Raw genomic sequence first — 19,206 nt, forward strand, 5'->3', positions numbered from 1 at the left:
AAAAGCCGCTACTGGCCGTAGAAGTACATGGTCCAGCGGCGTCCGGACTCACTGTTCGGCACAACCTCTGGAAAGTCTTTCGGCTCACGGCCGACATGCCCGTCCACCCATCCGATCATTCCAATTCCATAAATATCGACGGGGCGTTTCTGATGCCACCGGGTCTGAAACCAGAACCGCTGATCGCTCTGAATCTCTTCCGGCTTCCGAGTCGGGTCAAAAAACCAGCGGGCGATGAAATAATATTCATGGTCCATAAAATAGGTCGTCCGTGCCGGATTGCGAATCGTGGACAACTTGGTGGACCCCCTCTCATCCCAATACAGATAACCGCCTTTGGCCGTACGCGGACCATATTCGCGTCCGCTGCCCACTTCATCATAACGCGGTCCGTCAATAACCCCGGGCGTTCGGTGATTGTAGTTGAGAACCATATACCCGTTTACGGCATACGTAAAAGTCTGCTCATGTCCCTCGGTCCGGTAATCCTCACTCAATGCATAAAATTTGACATTCGCAGCACTGGGACAAACCAGCGAATCGCCTTTGTTCTTGGTCGAAGCGGCCAGATAAGGCATCAGCGAAACCTTGGAATTGTCCTCCACCTGACCGTTGGGATGTGTATGCATCGGATCCCGCCACCACTTCATCGCTACGGCATATCCGTTGTTGTCATCCGCCCATAACTTGGCCGCCATCACCAAAGACTTCAGATTCGTCCCGCACACAGCCATCCGGGCCAGTTCGCGTCCCTTGTAAAGGGATGGGACGATAATTGAAAGCAGCAGGGCGATAATGGCTATCACGACCAGCAGCTCAATTAATGTAAAGGCCTTTCGAATTCGCATAATTATCTCTCCTGATTTTGTCTTTTCGGAAAGCGGAGCGGAATCCTTTTCCGCCCCGCCTTCAGATAATTTTTTTATTGAATCCCCAGCAGCCATTCCTCGACGAGGATAAACAAATCATCCAAATCCACCCTGCAGTCCTTGTTCAAATCCGCCAGAGGGATCGCCGAACAAACCGGCTCACGGATAATAAACTTGAACTCATCGATGTCAATTCGGCCCGAACGGGCTTGCGTCTGATCGCTGCTGCCGACACCAATCAGAATATAGCGGATATCCGTCAAATGCTTCTCATAGGCCGTGCCGACGCCGTTAGGACCGCGGAGCGAATTCGGGTCAATCGCCCATTCAGTCCAATGATTGATCGGCTGGACGGTCGCTCCGATTCCTTGAATCCACTGCTCCGCTTTGACCTGCATAGCTTCATTGAGAAACTTCAGGAAAAGAATATCCTCTTCGCTGTTATTCTTATGCCGATACATCCGCAGAGACACTTTTGTACAGCCGGACAAATCTTTCACCTGTCCGAAATCATAAAGAATGCTCGTATAGTTGTTCGGGTCTGCCGGAGTTGTCGCCGGCAGCACATAATCCCACTGCAGGGCGGAATTACCCGCATACGCATTGCTCGTCTGGCTGATTGTACCGGTGCCGCTGTAGCGGGGGCTGGCATAAACACTCCAGCGGTCCAGTGTTCCTTCCATATCCTCGGCCGCCAGCAAATCTCCCGGAACCAGAACGGTATCTTCCATCCAGTCTTCGCTGACCGCAGCCGCATCCACCATACCAACCACCTGATCGCTGTTCAGATTCGAACGAGCTGCCAGCGCCTGGATCTGCGCCGGAGTAAGGGCCCCATTCCAAATCGTCACTTCATCGATATAGGGCTCTCCCCATTCCCCCAGAAATCCGTCATCCGCCCAACTGTAGCCGATAGCCGCAGACAGCGTCCGGGTTTTGTGGGAGCTGCGGAAATAATCTGCTGAAGCAAATTCCTGCCCGTCCAGGTATAAGGTTGCCTTCGCCGCCTCACCGTCCGCTACCACAGCCAGATGATGCCACGTTTTACCGTCCAGATACCCCGCGGCGTTTGCTTTTATCAAAAATAACGTATTATAATCTCTTTCTTTGCTGATGACCTGAAGTTCTCCATTGTTGGCGCGAATCAGAAATTGAGTCCCTTTGGCCAGTCCGCCCCCGGGGTCTGACATCTGTTTTTCCGAGTAAAACGCCGTCCAATAGGGCTGTTCGCCGGATTTGAACCAAAAACTGACTGTATAGTTGACCGGCTGGGAAACCGAGAACGGCAAATCTATTTTTTGTCCCCCGTCAAACAACAAAGCATCCCCTCTAAACCCATCTGCCAGCCACTCCGAAATGGGGTCCGTATATCCCCACAATTGTCCGTTATTGCCCAGCCCGGAATAATCCGGCATCACAAAGCCGGACGGATTCTCCATCTTGTAATACGCCACCTGACGGGTGGTCGGAACTTCCGCCAGAATCCCCGGAATAATCAGATTCCGGATTTCCTCCGCCGTCAGAACGCCCCGCCAGACCGTAAACTCATCAAACCGGCCGATGAAGAAATCATAGGAATTCCATGGATTGGAAGGAATCCGGACCTCTCCCGGTGCATCCAGAAATGTCTGATTCCGCATGGCAATCAGAACGCCGTTTTTATAAATGCGAACAATCTGCCCGTCATAGGTCGTTGTAATCATCTGCCACTGGTTAATATCCCAGGGAATCATCGTAGAAATATAGGTGGTTGCTGTGGTTGTCCTTCCGACGAACGCAATCAGCCCGCCAAAATCGGCAAAGCCGGACGCATAAACAGCCCGCGAGTTTTTGCTCGCATCCGGCTTCTCCCCCAAACACCAGAGAACCCGCCAGTCTCGAGGGTTTTCGGTCGGATACACCCAGACATTGACGCTCCAGGTATCCGCGGCCAGGACCGGCAGCAGCGCCGTGCTGATGCCCGTTCGATAGACGCAATTTGTCCCGTCTGATACAAACGCCTGCCCGCTCACGCCGGACGTATAAGCGGGCGTTCCAAATGCAATCCCATCCAGTCCGTTCCCGCTGGTGTCGGCCAAATCGCCGTCAAACTTCCATTCAATCACCTTTTGCGCCCCCATCGCCGCCCCGCAGAAAAGTATCGCCAAACAGACGCTCACAATCCCCTGCACCCTCAAACTCTTCTTCATCATCATTCTCCTTTCCTGCCGATCAATAAAAAGCATTTTTTCACCTAACAAGAAGGTTTTGCCGTGGAATTCCGAACGATTAGTTCGCAGCTGACCCGAATGGTCGCCGCCGGACCTGTGACCTCCTTTTCAATCCGCTGAACGATGGCTCGGCCGGCGCACTTGCCGACTTCAATGCCGTTCTGACGCACCGTAGTCAGCGGCGGACGCATCTGACGGGAAAAGTCCAAATCGGAAAAGCCGACCACCGACAGGTCTTCGGGAATGCGAACCCCCAAATCCGCCGCCGCCAGATACAAATCATATGCCAAATGGTCCGTCTCAGCAAAAATGGCCGTCGGACGGTCTTTCATCTGCAGGATTTCCTTAGCCAGCTGTATCGCATTGCCTCCTTCTTCTTTCAGATGCCATACCCGATACCGCACATCCGGAGCCAGCGTCCGCAGCGCAAATTCAAAATACCGCTGCCGGCGGAGCTGCCAGCTTCGGGCATCCTTCTCAAATTCCGTAAGACAGCCGATATTCCTGTGTCCCAGATTCAGCAGATGCTCGGCCACCAATCGGCCGCCGAGTTCCTCGTCCGTCTGCACCGAATCAGCCAGCCGGCAGTCCTCCAATGCATGGTCCACCACGACCAGCGGAATGCCCCGCTCAATCAGTTCACGGAAATAATCCTTATATGAGGCCGCAAAGTCCGGCCAGACCAGCATCCCCTCGACACGCCGGTCCACCAGTTTGTGAATCTGCTCAAGCCCCTGCCCATCATCGGCAAACCGTTCTCCATCTCCAACCCACAGGGTAATCGGCATATAATCCGCTTCGGTCAGCACCTGATGGATTCCGGTCAGAACGTTTGTCCAGTACGAGTCAAAGGGCGGGATCAAGACACCAATCGTGCGGGTCTTGCCGGTCTGAATGCTTTGCACCAGCAGGTTCTGCCGCCAGCCGAGCCGCTTGGCCACCTCCAGAACCCGCCGTCGAGTCTCTTCCGCAAAACGCCCGTTTCCGTTTCGAAGGATGATGGATGCAGTCGCCATAGATACGCCGGCGGCAGAAGCGATGTCTTTCAGTTGCGGCATGGATGGTTTCTTCATTCCTTTTCCCTTCAAAAACTGAATTCTACTAAAGTACTTTATCACCACAATAAGCTTTTTGTCAATAATTTTTTGTTTTTTTTCATAATTTTTCAAAAAAAGAAGCACATCTTCTTTTGCAAAAAGAAGTTACGGGCTGTTTTTTTCTTCCGCATCCGATAAAAGACTTTAACAAAGCCAAAAACAAAACGCTTATAACTTATTATATTATAAACATTTATAAGCTTTTTTAAAAATTTTCTGCTTCTTGCCGATTCTTCGGTTTTTTTCAAAAAGTTCTTGCTAATTCGCCAAAAAACCCTTTTCTTTTTCAAAAAAACGGCTAAAATAGCCTGATAAAGTACTTTAATTTTTCAGAAAAATAGAAAGGGTTCAGCATGACGAAATCTTCAAGGCTTGCTCTTATCAAAACAGCCGAAATTTCTATATACATAACCCTTTTCATAACAAACAGTTATACTTCTTTCGCTCAAGAGGGGGCTCGCAGGGCATCTGCCGAACCTGCAATCCGGACTCAAAACAGCTCTATACTCGATTCCAATACACTCCGCTCTGTTCAGAATCTTTCTTTGGTTCCGCAAAGCAAATGGGGCTATCTTTTTGAAGCCGGCGGCTCATTCCCAGCCCTTGCGTGGTCTGACGGCCGATTGGTTCTGGAGTTGACCGGCACGGAAAAACCTTCTGTCCGCTGGTTTGACAGTGCCTTGAATGAAACAGTTTCCTGTCAAAAATCCGGCCGTTATCTGGCCTATGCCGAACTGAAACTGCCGGACGGACGCCTCGTCCGACGTTCAGCCACGTTTTATGCAATCCCGCCCAATTCTCATCCATGGAGAAACGATACCCGTTTTGTCCTTTATAATCGAACCCGTCCCTGGTGGCATCCCTGGCACGGCAAACCCCATGCTCAGGTCGATTTTCTGGACAATTTGGGCTTGTCCCGCTCCGCTTGGCAGAACAACCAGACTCTTATCGCCGCCTGGGCCGGAAAGGCCTTTGTGGAGTTCCTCGAATCCGACCCCTACGGTCCTGTTCTTTTGAGTTTTCTCTCTGAACCGGAGCGATTTGATTATCTGCCCCCCAAAGCCCGCACACCGGAAATCGCCAACGACGAAATACATCTTCAATTAAAGCGAAAAATCCTCAACCTCTCCGAGCCGGTGCGGAAACTGCTGCCCCCGCAGCGGACTCAAGAAGCGGCTATCGAACTTCGGCCCGGCTCTCCGCAGGAAGCCGGTTTCAGCCCGGACGCCCCCCAGCAGATTCGCCAGCTCTGTCAAAAATGGTACGAAGAAAGCCGCGAGCCCTTTGCCGTCCTGCTTGCCCGTAACGGAGTCATCTTCTTCCACGAGGCCTTCGGCACCCTGCCGGACGGTACCCCCATGACCGCAGATACTCCGATGTTCATGGCCTCCATCACAAAACTGATGAGCGGAATGCTTTTCGCCCAGTTTGTCGAGCAGGGTCTGGCCGACATCGACCAGCCCGTAGGGGATTTCCTGCCGGACTGGCCGACACAAGGCCCCAAAGCCGTCACCTTCCGGCACTGTTTTACCCATACAACCGGTCTGAGCGGCCATTATGAATTCGGCGGAATGCATAATCCCTGGCTCGAAAATGCGCTGGCCTTGGCCGCACCGCAGCTGCCCGTTGGAGAGGTGCACGAATACAACGGGATGGGCTATGACCTGGCCGGCAAAGCCATGGAGATGATTGCCGGCAAAAGCGCGTTTCGCCTGATGCACGAACAGCTTTTTGAGCCCCTCGGGATGAGCCATACCGTCCTTGATGATATGGCCACCTGCTCTGCCAGCACCCCGATGGACATCGCCCGCATCGGCCAGCTTATCCTCAACGGCGGCGTCTATAACGGCAAACGCTTTTTCTCCGAAAAAACCCTCCAGCGGTTTCTGCCCTGTCCTTTAAATATGTATTATCCCGCCGTCCAGAAAGACTGGGGGATTGGAATGACCTGGATGCCCGCAGAAAATCCTGATGCCGACAAAACCGGCCGGCCCTATCTGTTCAGCTCCCGTGTTGTCGGCCATGGAGCCGCCTCCTCCGCTGTTTTTCGCGTGGACCTTGAAAACCGTTTGATAATCGTGCAGACGCGAAACCAGGCCGGCCCGAATTACGACAAGTATCTGACGGAGTTTCTCAAGACAATCGATCAAACCATGAATCGATAAGCCTTTAAGCACAGCCCCAAAACGGATGAGGAGCATCTTATGCAGTACCTGACAACCCTCGACTATGTCCTGATTGTTCTGTATTTTCTGGCCCTGATTGGCCTGGGCTTCTTCCTGCAGAAACGTGCCTCCGGTTCGATGGAAGATTACTTTCTGGCCGGAAAATCCCTGCCCTGGTGGGCCATCGGCATCTCCGGCATGGGTTGGTCGCTGGATATGACCGGCACGATGCTGATTACCTCTCTTCTGTTTCTTTTCGGGCCGCGGGGGCTCTTCCTTGAATTCCGGGGCGGCGTGCCGCTCGGGCTTGTCTTTGTGATGGCCTGGACCGGCAAATGGCATCGGCGGAGCGGCTGTATGACCGGAGCCGAATGGCAGGCCTACCGCTTCGGAACAGACTGGGGCGGGCATGCCGCCCGAATCCTCTCCGCCGTCGCCGGCATCGTCTTTACCATCGGGATGCTCGCCTACCTGGTCAAGGGGTCCGGCCTCTTCGTCTCCACATTCATCCCTCAGCTGTCGCCCGCCGCTGCCTCGCTGATTCTGGTTGCCGTTACCACCCTGTACACCATCACGTCCGGCTTTTATGGTGTGGTGTACAGCGATATCCTTCAGGCACTCCTCATTCTGTTAGGGGCTGTTCTGGTGATTGCCGCCGCCGTCGGGAAAATCGGCAGCCCGGAGGAATTATCCCGTCTGGCCCAGGAAGTCACCGGCAGCGCGGACTGGATGACATCTTTCCCGCAATTGAGGACTTATATGCCCCCCGGCTACGAAATGTATGAATGTCTGATGATGTTCACAATCTTCCTGATTTTGCGCAACATCATTGTCGGCCTGGGCACGGGCAACACCCCCCAGTACTTCGCCGCCCGCAGCGACAAAGAATGCGGGAAAATCGCCTGCCTCTGGTCCACCCTCCTGACCTTCCGCTGGCCGATGATGATGGGCTACGCCGTCCTCGGGATTTATCTGATTAAAGAAATGTTCCCGTCCCCCGACCTGTTCGCCGCCGCCGCAGAGCAGATTCATCAGGCCCTGCCCAACCTTCCCAAAGCCCAGTGGTCGGACATGCTTTCGACGATTGCCAACTCCCCGGCGGCCTACCCCGAACTGGCCAAAACCCTCGAATCCATCCTCGGCAAAGACTGGGCGGTTCACCTGCCTTATGTCAGTTATGAAGGCACCGTGCTGGCCGAAAAAATCCTGCCCGCCGCCCTGCTCTATATGATTCCCGCCGGTCTGAAGGGATTGATTCTGGTCAGTCTTCTGGCCGCCACGATGTCCACCTTTGACTCCACGGTCAACATGGCCGCCGCTCTCTTTACCCGCGATATTTACCAGGCCTACCTGCGTCCCAAAGCCCAAACCCGGGAGCTGCTCTGGTCCAGCTATGTCTTTACGGTTCTGATGGTGGCCGTCGGCTTCCTGATGGGCTACTACGCCAAGAGCATCAACGACATCTGGGGCTGGATTACCATGGGCCTGCTGTCCGGCCTGGCCGTTCCGAGTGTGCTGCGGCTCTATTGGTGGCGCTTCAATGGAGCCGGCTTTGCCATCGGCACCTTCGGCGGAATGGCCGCCGCCGTCATCCAGCGCATCTATTGGCCCGACTGGACGGAACAAACCCAATTTGTTGTTTTGACACTGGCTTCTTTGGTCTTTACCGTTTGGGGGACCTATGTCGCCGGTCCCGCCGACAAAAAAACGCTCGAGCACTTTTACTGCACAACCAAACCCTTCGGACTTTGGGGGCCCTTTGTCAAACGCCTCGACCCGGAAACCCGCAGGCGGCTTTGGCAGGAACACAAAAACGACCTGCTGTCGCTGCCCTTCATCTTCATCTGGATGGTCTGTATGTATCTGATGCCGATGCAGCTGATGCTCGGCACCTACAAGGCCTTCACCATCACAACACTTTTGTTTCTAATCGGAATCGCAGGAATCATCAAGTTCTGGTATAAAAACGACAGCAATTTACCGGACCGGCTCACCCTGCTGGAGGAAAAGATATGAAATCATTTGCCTACGTTGTACTTCCGGTACTCTTGGCCGTCGGTTTTTGCAAAGGGGACAATGAACAGTCCTATTCCATCGGCATCATCGGGAAAAGTCCTGCTGCGGAGCAGGCCCTTCGCGAAGCCGGCTATCCGCTCACAGCCCTGACCTGGGATGATTTTCTCGAGGGCAAAGTCACCGCGGAGCGTTTCTCCTGCCTGCTGTTTGCTCAGCCCCGCCGGTTCCCCTGTCAGGCCCGCCAAGCCCTTCAGCGATATATGAAAGACGGCGGTGACCTTATCCTTCTGAATGGACCGGCCTTTGAAGTTCCCGTCTTTCTGCATCGCGGCCGATGGTACTCCCCAGAGGAACTCCTGCCGCGGCTGGCCGCCGATGCCGCAGACCGAAATCTTTCTATCGATTTTGCCAAGGAAGACCCCGCCCGCTGGATTCGGGACTGCGACAATCCAGGCTCCCCCAGCACCCTGCAGAAAAAGGAGGACGGCGGTCTGACCTGTTTTGAGGCGAACATCCGCCAATTTTCCCGCTGGGACACTTTCCGCGGCCCCTTCCAAAGCAAAGCGGGCCACAACGCCCTCTGGCTGAAGGTCAGGGGCTCTGACAACCTTCGTCAACTTGTCGTCGAAATCCGGGAGCAGGACGGCAGCCGCTGGGTGGCCGTCGCCGACTGCCCCCATCAATGGCAGGAAATTGTCCTCCTGCCGTCCGGCTTTCAGTTCCTGCCGGACGGCTCACCGTCCGGACGAGGCGGAAGCGGAGACGGACTTTGCCTCGAAAAAGCCGCCTGGCTTCAGTTCGGCATGTCCTACGATTATTCTCCGCATCCGCCCGCCGATTATCAAATCTGTCTGGCCCAGGCCGGAACAGCGAAAATCGACCTGCCCGACGGTTTCGGCAAACCCCTCTTCGAAAAGATTCTGCCGATTTTTTCCGCTCAGCCGTTTCACCAATACAACGATGCCGTTTCTGTTCGACCCGCTCCCAATCAGTCCTTTTTCGAAGGTCCCGCCCAAACCAAATTGGCCTTAAAAGGCACCTCCGCCATCGGCTTTCCGTACATCAACGAATCCAAATATACCGGAATCCTGCAGGTCTTTGATTCCTGGGACCGATTCCGAGGATTCGCCGCCGGCGTCCTCGAACATTATGAAGGCCCCTACAAAGGCGGCCAATGGCTCCTGTTCGGCGTTCAGGCGGAGCATTTCTATCAATCCGACCTGTTCAAAAACTGCCTGCTCCAAACCCTGCAAAATATCCGGAAGCCGAATCGCCTCCGCCAGCTGGCCGAGGCGGAAAAGCAGGCCAAAGAAAAGCGTATGCCTCGGCCGAAAAGCCGCCTGAAACCCATCCGCCTCAGTTCAGACGGAAAACACTTCATCGATGCGGATGGCAAACCGTTCTTTATGCTCGGCGTCAACTATATCGGTTCATTCGACTGCAAGACCTCCCACGCCTCCGACAACTTCTTTTACGACAAATGGGAAGCCGATTTTCGCAAGGCTCGCAACGCCGGCATTAACTGCCTGCGGCTCTGGATTGAAGGCCTCAACGCCGACAAAAACAAAATGGACAGCATCCTGCATCTGGCCGACCAATACGGTCTCTATCTGCTTCTGCATCCGACCGCTCACCCCAAAGAAAAGGGCGAAGACCTCACACAGCTGTTTACAGACCTGGCCCGCCTTGTCTCGGACGAACCGGCCGTCATCGGCTACGACCTGCAGAATGAACCCTACATTACCACCGTCGGCGCCGTCCGCATTGCAGGACGTCCCAGCGCCGTCATCCAGCACGACCCGTACAACCGGTACGCCGGCAAAAACCTTTATGAGAAAGAATGGGTCGATGTCCGCGCCCTGCACGGCAGCGACTGGCCGCCTGTGAGCGAATGGGCGTCCCGGGAGGAACGCAAGGCCCTTCTGGCCGCCTACAACATCCTGGCTCGATGGAGCACCCGGTATATCCATCCGCTGGATTACTCATCTCTGTACGGCTGGAACACAACACTGCCCCTGACCGGAGATCTTGGCCCCTTCTTTGAGGCCGTCAATCAGACCTTTGCCGACTGGCTGAACCTTCACATCCCCGCCCTCCGCTCCATTCATCCGTCGGCTTTTATCACTGTCGGCTACAACAGTCTCCTGACCGCCCTGCCCGCCAACAGCCGGCTGGATTTTGTCAACCATCACCTCTACCAGCCGCCGACCTCTTTCGAAAACCTCCGGAAAGCCGTCACGACCTTTGACCGCCTCCGGGAAATCTGGCCCGACAAACCCATCACGCTGGGTGAATTCGGATACAGCTGCGGCACCCGCCTGCCGGACGGTTCCACCCTCGATATCTACAATGCGGCGGTCGGAGAATTGATGATTTACCTCTATGCATGGACCAACGGCTTTGACGGAGCCATGTCCTGGATGGTGTCCGACTGGCCGATTGCCCTGATTGATTACTCCGCCCCCTGGGTCAGCAAGACCAAACAGGCCTATGAAGCGGGCTTTGGGATGTACTACTACGACGGAACGGAAACCGGATATCCCAAACCCATTGTCGGCGCTCTGCGGACTTTCCGGGATTATCTGGACCTTTATCCGTCTGAAAAAGGAAAGCTGGAACTGCGGCCCGATTCCGCCCTTCAGACCGGCTGCGGCTGGCTGTATCAGGCCCCGCATGCCCTCTTTGCCGGTGCCAAAACCTTCCAAAACGAGCAAATCCTGTTCCGTGCTTCGCAGGCCGCCAATCTGATGCTCTATTGGACGGACAAAGAGCTTTACATCCTGTCCACGGCGGATGCCCAGCTGACTTTGAAAAAATCGTTTCTGCAGAGCATCTTCGGTACAGACAACTGTTCCCTCGAAGGCCGCCTGAAAACCTCCTCCAAAGCCGAAGAAATCTGGACCCTCGAATTGTTGGAAAGTCAGCCCTGTCGGCTGAGAAGTCTTTAATCGCTGCATTTATGGAGACTCATCAATGAAACTGGTTCGTTATTCAAAGAATCCGATTCTGAAACCCAACCCGAAGAATCCCTGGGAAAACTTCGTCACAACCAACCCCGGTGCCTGGTATGATGAAAAAACCGGCCGTGTGATGCTGCTGTATCGGGCCGCCGGCGATGACGAAGCCCATGTCATCCGTTTCGGTCTGGCCGTCAGCTCCAACGGCTATGACTTCCAGCGCGTCAGCGACCAGCCCGTTTTCGGCCCCAGTGCCGACGGATTTGACGCCGGCTGCGTCGAAGACCCCCGCATTATCAAAATCGGCGAGTACTACTACATCACCTACGCCGCCCGCTTTTACCCCCCGGGCCGATACTGGCTGGCTGCCGGAAAGCCCCAGGTCTGGAAGCAGAGCCCGCCGGAGTTTCCCTATCTGATTCGGGAAAACGCCACCGTTACCGGCCTGGCCCTGACCAAAGATTTCAAAACATGGATTCGGGCCGGACGCATCACCAACCCGTTGGTCGATGACCGCGATGTGATTCTCTTTCCCGAAAAGGTAAACGGAAAATTCGTGATGCTGCACAGACCGATGAGCTGGGTCGGCCCCCAATACGGAACGGAACATCCGGCTATGTGGATTTCCTTCTCGGAGGACCTGCTCCACTGGCCCCAAAGCACCCTGCTGGCCGCCGCAAAAGAGGATTGGGAATGCAAAATCGGCGGCAATACCCCGCCCATCCGCACTCCGCACGGCTGGCTGACCCTTTACCACGCCGTCGGCCCGGACCGGCACTACCGCCTCGGAGCAATGCTTTTAGACCTGAACAATCCGGCCAGGGTTACCCATCGAACCAAAGACTGGATTTTCCAGCCCGAGGAATGGTATGAAACGCAGGGATGCTATGACGGCGGCGGGGTTGTCTTCCCCTGCGGAAAAGTCGTCATCAACGATACGCTGTTTGTCTATTACGGAGCTGCAGACAAATATGTCGGATTGGCCACCTGCAAACTCAACGAGCTGCTGGAGTACCTGCTGTCCTGTCCGACCCACTCATAAAGCGAGTATTTGAAATTCCATTCAACGCCTGCCTGCATGGCTCCCTGCAAAAAGAATTTCGGCACTCCCCCCTTCTCGAGGGGGAGTGCCCTTTTAGCAGCAATAAGGCCGTTTCTTATTTTTTTCTGATATCTGTTGGAAATCCCCCTCCGGGCTGAGTCCTCAAGCAGCGGGGCGGACCTGCTTATTTAATCAGCGCGGCCAGTTCCTTAAACCGCTCATGGCGGGCATCCCTGAGCAATTCAAACAGCAGCATCTCCGTCGAGCTGATAACCGCCCCCGCCGCCGAAATCCGCCCGAGTCCAACGGCTTTATTTTCCTCAGTTCTGGAAGAAACTGCATCGGCAATCACATGAACATCGAATCCCCGATGGAGCAGGTCTGCAGCGGTTTGAAAGACACATACATGCGCTTCTATTCCGCACAAAACAGCCGCACGGCGGCCGCTCGCCTCCAGACGCGAAAGGAACCCCTCCGCTCCGCAGCAGCTGAAAGCCGTTTTCTCAAAGGGTTTCTGCCCATCCAGCAGTTCCCGCAATTCCCGAACCGTCGGTCCCAGGGCACGCGGTGCCTGCTCACACCACAACACCGGCATCTCCAGAGCCCGCGCCGTTCGCAAAAGCACTGCACATCGTGCAATCAGCTCTTCCCGACGACTCATCACAGCCGCCAGTTTTTCCTGGACATCCACCAGGACCAGACAGCTCTGCGAGGGAGTCAAAAGATTCGAAGCGGCGTTTCTCATTTGTCTATTTCTTCTCCGCCGAATTTCTGACTTCAATCACAAGCACAACCGCCGGCCCATCCGCCGTCATCGCACTTTGCGGTTCCGACATCTCCTTTTCCCAGGCCAGTCTGGGCTCGGCCGGCAGAAGAATCCGCTCCCCTTCTCCCGTTTCTTCCGCAGGCACCCGAATCGCCACATCCGAAAGCCCCCGGCGATTCAACCGCTCCAGATGCGAAGCCGTTATCTGCAGACGGGACGGGCTGCTCTGGCGGACCAGTTCCTCCATCTGCTCCGGACGAATCCCCTCTACGACAACCGCCCGAGCAGAGGATTCACCCGCCGCCAAAACAAACTGCGGCTTCGAAGACAATTCCCAGACCGGTTCCAGCATCTTCATCAGCGACAGCATCTGTTTCTGAGAGCACTGAATTCGATACACGGCACGGTCCTCAAAACGCTCTGAGGAGGCGGAAGAAAGAAGCTTATGAGCAACAACCGCTTTTTTGATGGACTCATTCACTGGAATCGGCTGCTCCGTAAGAAAGGTCAGAGTTCCCAACACCAGCACCGGCCCTTCTCCTGAAGCCGTCCCCTCCGCTGTCTGCAGCGGTTCGGGCGTCTGTCCCGGTGCAGTCAGAGCCACAGGAACAGTTTTCGGTTCAGGCGGTTTGACAATTTGAAGGACCAGGAGCCCCAGAATCGCCAGCGGCAGCATCACCATCGCCGCCGCGGCCGAGACCCAGCGAACAAGCAAAACAAACCGTCCTGCTCGAACGGATGGACGAGGGGACTCCGTATTCAGAATCAGCCGACGCTCCAGACGGGCGAGCACCTCTTCCTTCAGGCCATCCGGGGCTTTCTCTATCGGCAGAAATCCCAGCAGCTCCTTCTGACGGAATAACGCGTGCAAATCCTTGCGGATAACCGGATTATGCTGAGCCAGACGCTTCAGTTCCGTCTGCTGCCGTTCATTCAGCTCCCCGTCCAGAAAGCCGTGAATGAGCGAATCAACATGTTCGCGTTCTTGTTCGTTCATGCCAACACCGCTTCCAGCAAATCCCTCAGTCCGGCTCGAGCCCGACTGATTCGGCTTTTGACAGTCCCCAGTTCGATATCCAGAATCTCCGCAATTTCCTGATAACTCAGACCTTCAATATCCCGCAAAACCAGCACGACACGCTGTTCCTCCTCCAAACGTCTCAAGGCTTTCAGAACAATCTCACGGGCCTCTTTGTCCTGAGCCAACCCGGCAGGGTCCGCTTTCTCTCGACACATCAGGTACCCGGCCAGCCGCGTCGAGGCACGCTCCGTTTCTTCCGTGCCTATCGATGCATCGATAGAATGCATGGAAAGGCGGCCTCTTCGTTTGCAAAAATTCAGCGTCAGATTTACCCCAATTCGAAAGAGCCACGTGTAAAAACTGCTTTTGCCCTTAAAGTCGGTTATCTTCTCTAATGCTTTGACAAATGTTTCCTGGGTAAGTTCCGCGGCATCGTCAGGATTTGAACAAATTTTGAGGATTGTGTTATATAACCTGTCTTGATACCGGACAATCAGAAGCCCAGCGGCCTCCAAATCGCCGCGCTGAGACTGCTTAATCAGCAGCTCTTCTTCGAGGGTCTTGTTTTGGAAAGCCGAGCCGTCTTTCACACTTTTGTCTGCCGAAACCTGGTCTCTGTTTAACGCGAAAAATTCGAATAGTGCCCAAAAGGTCCGATAAAATCAATTCTTTTTCGCGACTTTCTTTTCAGTTCGTCGGTAAAACATAAACGGTTTCAAGACTCATCCCTTCCGCCGTCCGGCAGGTTGCCGAAAGCAGCAGCGGCTCCTCGGCGACTGCCCCCTCCAAATCCAGCAGAAACTCATACGCCCTCAGATAATCTCTCCAATAGAGATTATTGGTGCCCGCTTCGGTCAAGACCTGCTCCGGCCAGCTCTTTAAATGAGCCCCTTTGGGATTGGAACCCGACACCTGGTACCGATACAATTCAAAACGAACACGGAAAGGAACCTTCAGTCTGGAATCAAATCGGTCCCGCAGCTCCAGAAAAACCCGAAGGGCGGTCGGTTTTTTGGTCTCCTTGTCTCGGAGAATTTCCGTCAACCCCCCGAATCGAATCAGAACCGGCTGGAACCCGGCACTTGTACAGGAAACCTCCGGAACTAAAGCGGGAGGCGTTTCACAGCCTCCAAACAGCAGAACGCCCCCCAAAATCAAAACAATGGTTTTCAAAAACAAGCTGAACAGACCATTCGGATTATTCATGAATATCTTCACGAAGAAGATGTCCGAGACGGATTTTTTTCGTTTGGAGATATTTTCGATTATGTTCACCCGGCTTGGCCTGAAGAGGAATCTGCTCCACAATATGAATTCCATACACCTCCAGCCGGCTGATTTTCTTGGGATTGTTGGTCAGAATCCGAACGTTTCGAAGCCCCAAATCACGGCAGATTTGAGCTCCAATCCCATAATCCCGCTTATCCGGCAGAAAGCCCAGTTTCAGATTGGCTTCCACCGTATCCAATCCCTGCTCCTGAAGCTTATACGCATGAAGTTTGTTGGCCAGGCCGATTCCCCGCCCTTCCTGACGCAAATAAATCAAGGCCCCTTTCCCTTCAGCCTGAATCCGCTTCATCGCCTCCACCAGCTGATAGCCGCACTCGCATCGCTGTGAATGAAACAAATCCCCCGTCATGCACTCCGAATGCACCCGAATCAGAACCGGCTCCGGATGCTCAATGACCCTTCCCTGTTCATCCAAATCCCCCACGCCCCCTTTGCAGAGGGCCAGATGCGGTTCCGTAGAACCGGGACTTTCATACCCGATAAGGGTAAATTCGCCGTAATCCGTCGGCAGTCGAACCTGCTGAATGCGGCGGACCTGCTGTTCCCGCTGAAGACGGTACTCAATCACTTTGGCCACTGTTGTCATCTTCAGAGAATGCTTCCTGCAGTACTCCTCCAAATCGGGCACGCGAGCCATGGTCCCGTCATCATTCAAAATCTCACAGATAACGCCCGCCGGCCTCAAGCCCGCCAAACGCATCAGGTCCACCGCTCCTTCGGTCTGACCGGCCCGCACAAGCACCCCCCCCTTTCGGGCGCGAAGAGGAAACACATGCCCCGGACGCGCCAAATCAGCCGCCTTGGCGTTAGGGGATACGGCAACCTGGATCGTCCTGGCACGATCCGCCGCACTGATGCCCGTTGTGATGCCCTCCCGAGCATCAATGCTGACGGTAAAAGCCGTCCCCAGACGAGCCGTGTTTTCCGTACACTGCGGATGAAGTCCCAGCCGATCACAGTATTCTTCATCCATCGGCAGACAAATCAGTCCCCGTCCGTGTGTGGCCATAAAATTAATAATTTCCGGAGTCACCAATTCGGCAGCACACACCAAATCCCCCTCATTCTCCCGGTCTTCATCATCTACCAGGACAATCATTCGTCCCTGCCGAAGCTCATCCAGAATTTCCGGTATTTCACTGAAAATCGCCATTCAGACCTCGTCGTCCAATCATGATAAAGATACAAAAAGTATAGCCCCTTGCTCAAAAAAAGTAAAGGATTGTTCAGACACGTAAACGTTTTGGGCAAAGAGACTTAAAGCACAGCCCCGCCGTCAGCCGTCAAAATCTCGCCGGTGATCGAGTCGGTTTTGAGAAGAAACAAGACCGCCTCCATCAAATCGTTCATCGGAACAAACCGTCCCAAAGGAATTCTCTTCTTTCGTTCGGCTGCTTCTTGGCGATTGCGGATTGTCCCCTCGACAATCCCCGGCGCAATTGCATTGACCGCAATGCCGGGAGCCAGCTCTTTGGCCAGGGACTGGGTCGCAGCAATCAAACCGGCCTTCGCTGCACAGTATGCGGAATAGTCCCGCCAGGGGCGAAGGGCCCCAATATCTGCAAAAAAAAGAACCTTGGCAAAAGGCTTTTTGGCACCGGAGGAAAACCGGGACTTCACAAACAAACGAGTGATTAACAGGGGAACCGTCAGATTCAGATGAATCAGGTCTTCTATCTGCTGTTCCGTGCAGTTTTTCAGCGGAGTTTTCTCAAAAAGACCCGCCGAATGAATCAAAATATCGGTTGGACCGTATCTGCCAGCCTCCTGAAACAGCCGGCGGATTTGCTCGGCATCCCGAAAGTCCGATTGAAAGGCGAAGGCCCGTCCGCCGTGTCGGCGGATGCCCTGAACAAGCTTGTTTGCCAACCGGTCTTGACGATGATACTGGCAGAGGCACTGGACCCCCTCCCGGGCCAGCGATTCCGCCAGAAATCGCCCGATTTTTCCGGTCGAACCGGTAATCAGCGCCGTTTTTCCTCGCAAATCCATTTTGGTCATAGTAATTTATCCGGATTCACACATCAAGAAATTTGACGAGAAGATTCTGAAAAGGGTTTTCGGATACAGACTTGATGAACCGTCGGATTGCAGTATAATAGCCACCCTAAAAGGTTCTGAAAAATGGCTTTATTAAACGTAAATATCGACCACGTCGCCACGATTCGTCAGGCCCGAAGAACCGACGAGCCGGACCCTGTTTGGGCAGCCGTCCAATGCGAGCTGGCTGGTGCCAACGGCATTACGGTTCACCTTCGTCAGGACCGCAGACACATCAACGACCGGGACGTCCGACTGCTGAAGGAAACCGTCGCCTGCAAGTTTAATCTCGAGATGTCCATCGCAGAGCCGATTGTCCGGATTGCCGAACAGGTCGTTCCGGACCAGGTCACTCTCGTGCCGGAGAATCGGGCCGAGCTGACGACGGAAGGGGGGCTCGACTGCATACGCTGGCAAAAACAGATTCAAAAAGTCGTAAAAAGAATGCATAAAAAAGGCATTCTTGTCAGCGCTTTTATTCTGCCGGAAGAAAACCAGATAACGGCCGCCGCCGAAGCCGGCTGTGACGCCGTGGAACTGCATACGGGCCTCTACGCCAATGCCAAAACCGATCCAGCCATTGAGCAAACCCTCAATCAGCTGCGGGACGGACGGGATATTGCCTTTGCCGCCGGACTGGTTGTCCACGCCGGACACGGGTTAACCTACCGCAACATTCGGCCCATTGCCCGGATTGAAGGCCTCTGTGAACTGAATATCGGACACAGCATTATCTCGCGGGCGGTGCTGGTCGGCCTGCGGCAGGCAACAGAAGAAATGATTCGACTTATCCAGAACAAATAAGGAAGCAAAAAATGTTCAGCGGAAGCATGGTAGCGCTTATTACCCCCTTTCAGGACGGGCAGGTCGATTTTGAAACCCTCGAAGAACTGGTGGAGTTTCATCTGGAAAACGGCACAGACGGCATCGTGCCGGTCGGGACAACGGGAGAGTCCCCCACCCTCAGCTATGATGAACACAAAAAAGTCATCGAATGGGTTGTCAAAACCGTCGGCGGACGAGTCCCTGTGATTGCCGGCACGGGCTCCAACAGCACGGCAGAGGCCATTGAACTGACCGCTTTTGCCCGGAAAGTCGGCGCCGATGCCTCGCTTCAGGTCTGCCCCTATTACAACAAACCCACGCAAGAGGGGTTCTATCAGCACTTCAAGGCCATCGCAGAAGAAGTGGATATCCCGCTGGTTCTGTACAATATTCCCGGCCGATGCGGCGGGACAGGTCTGACGCCTCAAACCGTCGCCCGTCTGGCTGAAATCGAAAACATCGTCGCCATCAAGGAAGCCACCGGCTCTCTGGATATGACCAGCGAGATTCTCTCCCTGTGCAATATCACCGTGCTGTCCGGAGATGACTCCCTGACCCTTCCCATCTGCTCGGTCGGCGGCAAAGGCGTTATCAGTGTGATAGCCAATATTGTTCCGGCCGATGTGAAAGCCATGACCGACCTGATTCTGGAAGGCGACTTTGTTTCCGCCCGCAAATGGCACCGAAAACTCTTCCCGCTGGCAAAGGCCATGCTCGGACTGGCCTCGAATCCGATTCCCATCAAAGCAGCAATGGCCATGCTGAACCTGGCACCGGAAGAGCTGCGTCTGCCGCTGACGCCGCTGAACGACGCTCAGAAAGCGCAGCTCCGCGAAGTCCTCGTCCAATACGGCATCCTCTCCTGAGGCGCTTTTCGGTCCGTTTTTATCCTCTGAGAATCCAACGCA

Annotated in this window: 15 protein-coding genes; 6 read left to right on the plus strand and 9 right to left on the minus strand. The window is 54.5% G+C overall.

The genetic code is table 11. The annotated features are described in order from the left end of the window. Positions 1-8: 8 nt before the first annotated feature. From WHS88_05440 to WHS88_05450, 3 genes are all read right to left on the minus strand, one after another. Complete coding sequence (locus tag WHS88_05440) at positions 9-848, minus strand: type II secretion system protein (GenBank protein ID MEJ5259616.1); 840 nt, start codon at positions 846-848, stop codon at positions 9-11. Positions 849-922: 74 nt separating this feature from the next. Continuing rightward, positions 923-3,064, minus strand: coding sequence for a LamG domain-containing protein (locus tag WHS88_05445; GenBank protein ID MEJ5259617.1), 2,142 nt, complete (start codon positions 3,062-3,064; stop codon positions 923-925). Between the two features lie 38 nt (positions 3,065-3,102). Next, positions 3,103-4,152 carry a LacI family DNA-binding transcriptional regulator gene (locus tag WHS88_05450; GenBank protein ID MEJ5259618.1) on the minus strand — a complete coding sequence of 350 codons (1,050 nt, stop codon included), beginning with the start codon at positions 4,150-4,152 and terminating at the stop codon, positions 3,103-3,105. Positions 4,153-4,721: 569 nt separating this feature from the next. On the opposite strand from WHS88_05450, the gene WHS88_05455 reads away from it, so the two are divergent. From WHS88_05455 to WHS88_05470, 4 genes are read left to right on the plus strand one after another with little or no spacing between them, the layout of a single operon-like run. Then, on the plus strand, positions 4,722-6,341 hold the full coding sequence (locus WHS88_05455) for a serine hydrolase (GenBank protein MEJ5259619.1): 1,620 nt from the start codon (positions 4,722-4,724) through the stop codon (positions 6,339-6,341). A gap of 39 nt (positions 6,342-6,380) precedes the next feature. Then, entirely contained in the window at positions 6,381-8,357 is a 1,977-nt protein-coding gene (locus WHS88_05460; GenBank protein ID MEJ5259620.1) for a hypothetical protein, read from the plus strand. Then, positions 8,354-11,305, plus strand: coding sequence for a hypothetical protein (locus WHS88_05465; GenBank protein MEJ5259621.1), 2,952 nt, complete (start codon positions 8,354-8,356; stop codon positions 11,303-11,305). The genes WHS88_05460 and WHS88_05465 overlap by 4 nt, the downstream gene beginning before the upstream one ends. Positions 11,306-11,330: 25 nt before the next feature. Beyond that, the gene (locus tag WHS88_05470) at positions 11,331-12,356 is read left to right on the plus strand and encodes a hypothetical protein (GenBank protein ID MEJ5259622.1); all 1,026 of its coding nucleotides are present in this window, start codon (positions 11,331-11,333) and stop codon (positions 12,354-12,356) included. A gap of 184 nt (positions 12,357-12,540) precedes the next feature. Here WHS88_05470 and WHS88_05475 read toward each other — a convergent pair whose 3' ends face one another. The 6 genes from WHS88_05475 to WHS88_05500 all read right to left on the minus strand — a co-directional run bounded on the left by WHS88_05475 (position 12,541) and on the right by WHS88_05500 (position 17,434). Beyond that, a complete protein-coding gene (locus WHS88_05475) occupies positions 12,541-13,101 on the minus strand; it encodes a hydrolase (protein ID MEJ5259623.1) in 561 nt (186 codons plus the stop codon). Positions 13,102-13,105: 4 nt separating this feature from the next. After that, on the minus strand, positions 13,106-14,119 hold the full coding sequence (locus WHS88_05480) for a hypothetical protein (GenBank protein MEJ5259624.1): 1,014 nt from the start codon (positions 14,117-14,119) through the stop codon (positions 13,106-13,108). After that, positions 14,116-14,733: a sigma-70 family RNA polymerase sigma factor gene (locus tag WHS88_05485; protein MEJ5259625.1), complete on the minus strand. Its 618-nt coding sequence runs from the start codon at positions 14,731-14,733 to the stop codon at positions 14,116-14,118. Before WHS88_05485 ends, WHS88_05480 begins: the two co-directional genes overlap by 4 nt. A 97-nt stretch (positions 14,734-14,830) precedes the next feature. Then, complete coding sequence (locus tag WHS88_05490; GenBank protein MEJ5259626.1) at positions 14,831-15,349, minus strand: hypothetical protein; 519 nt, start codon at positions 15,347-15,349, stop codon at positions 14,831-14,833. Next, positions 15,342-16,586 carry a bifunctional 3,4-dihydroxy-2-butanone-4-phosphate synthase/GTP cyclohydrolase II gene (locus tag WHS88_05495; protein ID MEJ5259627.1) on the minus strand — a complete coding sequence of 415 codons (1,245 nt, stop codon included), beginning with the start codon at positions 16,584-16,586 and terminating at the stop codon, positions 15,342-15,344. Before WHS88_05495 ends, WHS88_05490 begins: the two co-directional genes overlap by 8 nt. A 104-nt stretch (positions 16,587-16,690) precedes the next feature. After that, on the minus strand, positions 16,691-17,434 hold the full coding sequence (locus tag WHS88_05500) for an SDR family oxidoreductase (GenBank protein MEJ5259628.1): 744 nt from the start codon (positions 17,432-17,434) through the stop codon (positions 16,691-16,693). 123 nt (positions 17,435-17,557) lie between these two features. Between WHS88_05500 and WHS88_05505 the strand changes: the two genes are divergently transcribed. After that, complete coding sequence (locus WHS88_05505; protein ID MEJ5259629.1) at positions 17,558-18,277, plus strand: pyridoxine 5'-phosphate synthase; 720 nt, start codon at positions 17,558-17,560, stop codon at positions 18,275-18,277. A gap of 11 nt (positions 18,278-18,288) precedes the next feature. Then, on the plus strand, positions 18,289-19,164 hold the full coding sequence (gene dapA, locus WHS88_05510; GenBank protein ID MEJ5259630.1) for a 4-hydroxy-tetrahydrodipicolinate synthase: 876 nt from the start codon (positions 18,289-18,291) through the stop codon (positions 19,162-19,164). The last annotated feature ends 42 nt before the right edge of the window (positions 19,165-19,206 follow it).

Source organism: Anaerohalosphaeraceae bacterium (assembly GCA_037479115.1).
GTDB lineage: Bacteria > Planctomycetota > Phycisphaerae > Sedimentisphaerales > Anaerohalosphaeraceae > JAHDQI01.

Bases quoted from the DNA above. Each gene is read 5' to 3' on its own strand.
- WHS88_05440 (MEJ5259616.1), bottom strand. From the start codon at position 848: ATGCGAATTCGAAAGGCCTTTACATTAATTGAGCTGCTGGTCGTGATA.
- WHS88_05445 (MEJ5259617.1), bottom strand. From the start codon at position 3,064: ATGATGATGAAGAAGAGTTTGAGGGTGCAGGGGATTGTGAGCGTCTGT.
- WHS88_05450 (MEJ5259618.1), bottom strand. From the start codon at position 4,152: ATGAAGAAACCATCCATGCCGCAACTGAAAGACATCGCTTCTGCCGCC.
- WHS88_05460 (MEJ5259620.1), top strand. From the start codon at position 6,381: ATGCAGTACCTGACAACCCTCGACTATGTCCTGATTGTTCTGTATTTT.
- WHS88_05465 (MEJ5259621.1), top strand. From the start codon at position 8,354: ATGAAATCATTTGCCTACGTTGTACTTCCGGTACTCTTGGCCGTCGGT.
- WHS88_05470 (MEJ5259622.1), top strand. From the start codon at position 11,331: ATGAAACTGGTTCGTTATTCAAAGAATCCGATTCTGAAACCCAACCCG.
- WHS88_05475 (MEJ5259623.1), bottom strand. From the start codon at position 13,101: ATGAGAAACGCCGCTTCGAATCTTTTGACTCCCTCGCAGAGCTGTCTG.
- WHS88_05480 (MEJ5259624.1), bottom strand. From the start codon at position 14,119: ATGAACGAACAAGAACGCGAACATGTTGATTCGCTCATTCACGGCTTT.
- WHS88_05490 (MEJ5259626.1), bottom strand. From the start codon at position 15,349: ATGAATAATCCGAATGGTCTGTTCAGCTTGTTTTTGAAAACCATTGTT.
- WHS88_05495 (MEJ5259627.1), bottom strand. From the start codon at position 16,586: ATGGCGATTTTCAGTGAAATACCGGAAATTCTGGATGAGCTTCGGCAG.
- WHS88_05500 (MEJ5259628.1), bottom strand. From the start codon at position 17,434: ATGACCAAAATGGATTTGCGAGGAAAAACGGCGCTGATTACCGGTTCG.
- WHS88_05505 (MEJ5259629.1), top strand. From the start codon at position 17,558: ATGGCTTTATTAAACGTAAATATCGACCACGTCGCCACGATTCGTCAG.
- dapA (MEJ5259630.1), top strand. From the start codon at position 18,289: ATGTTCAGCGGAAGCATGGTAGCGCTTATTACCCCCTTTCAGGACGGG.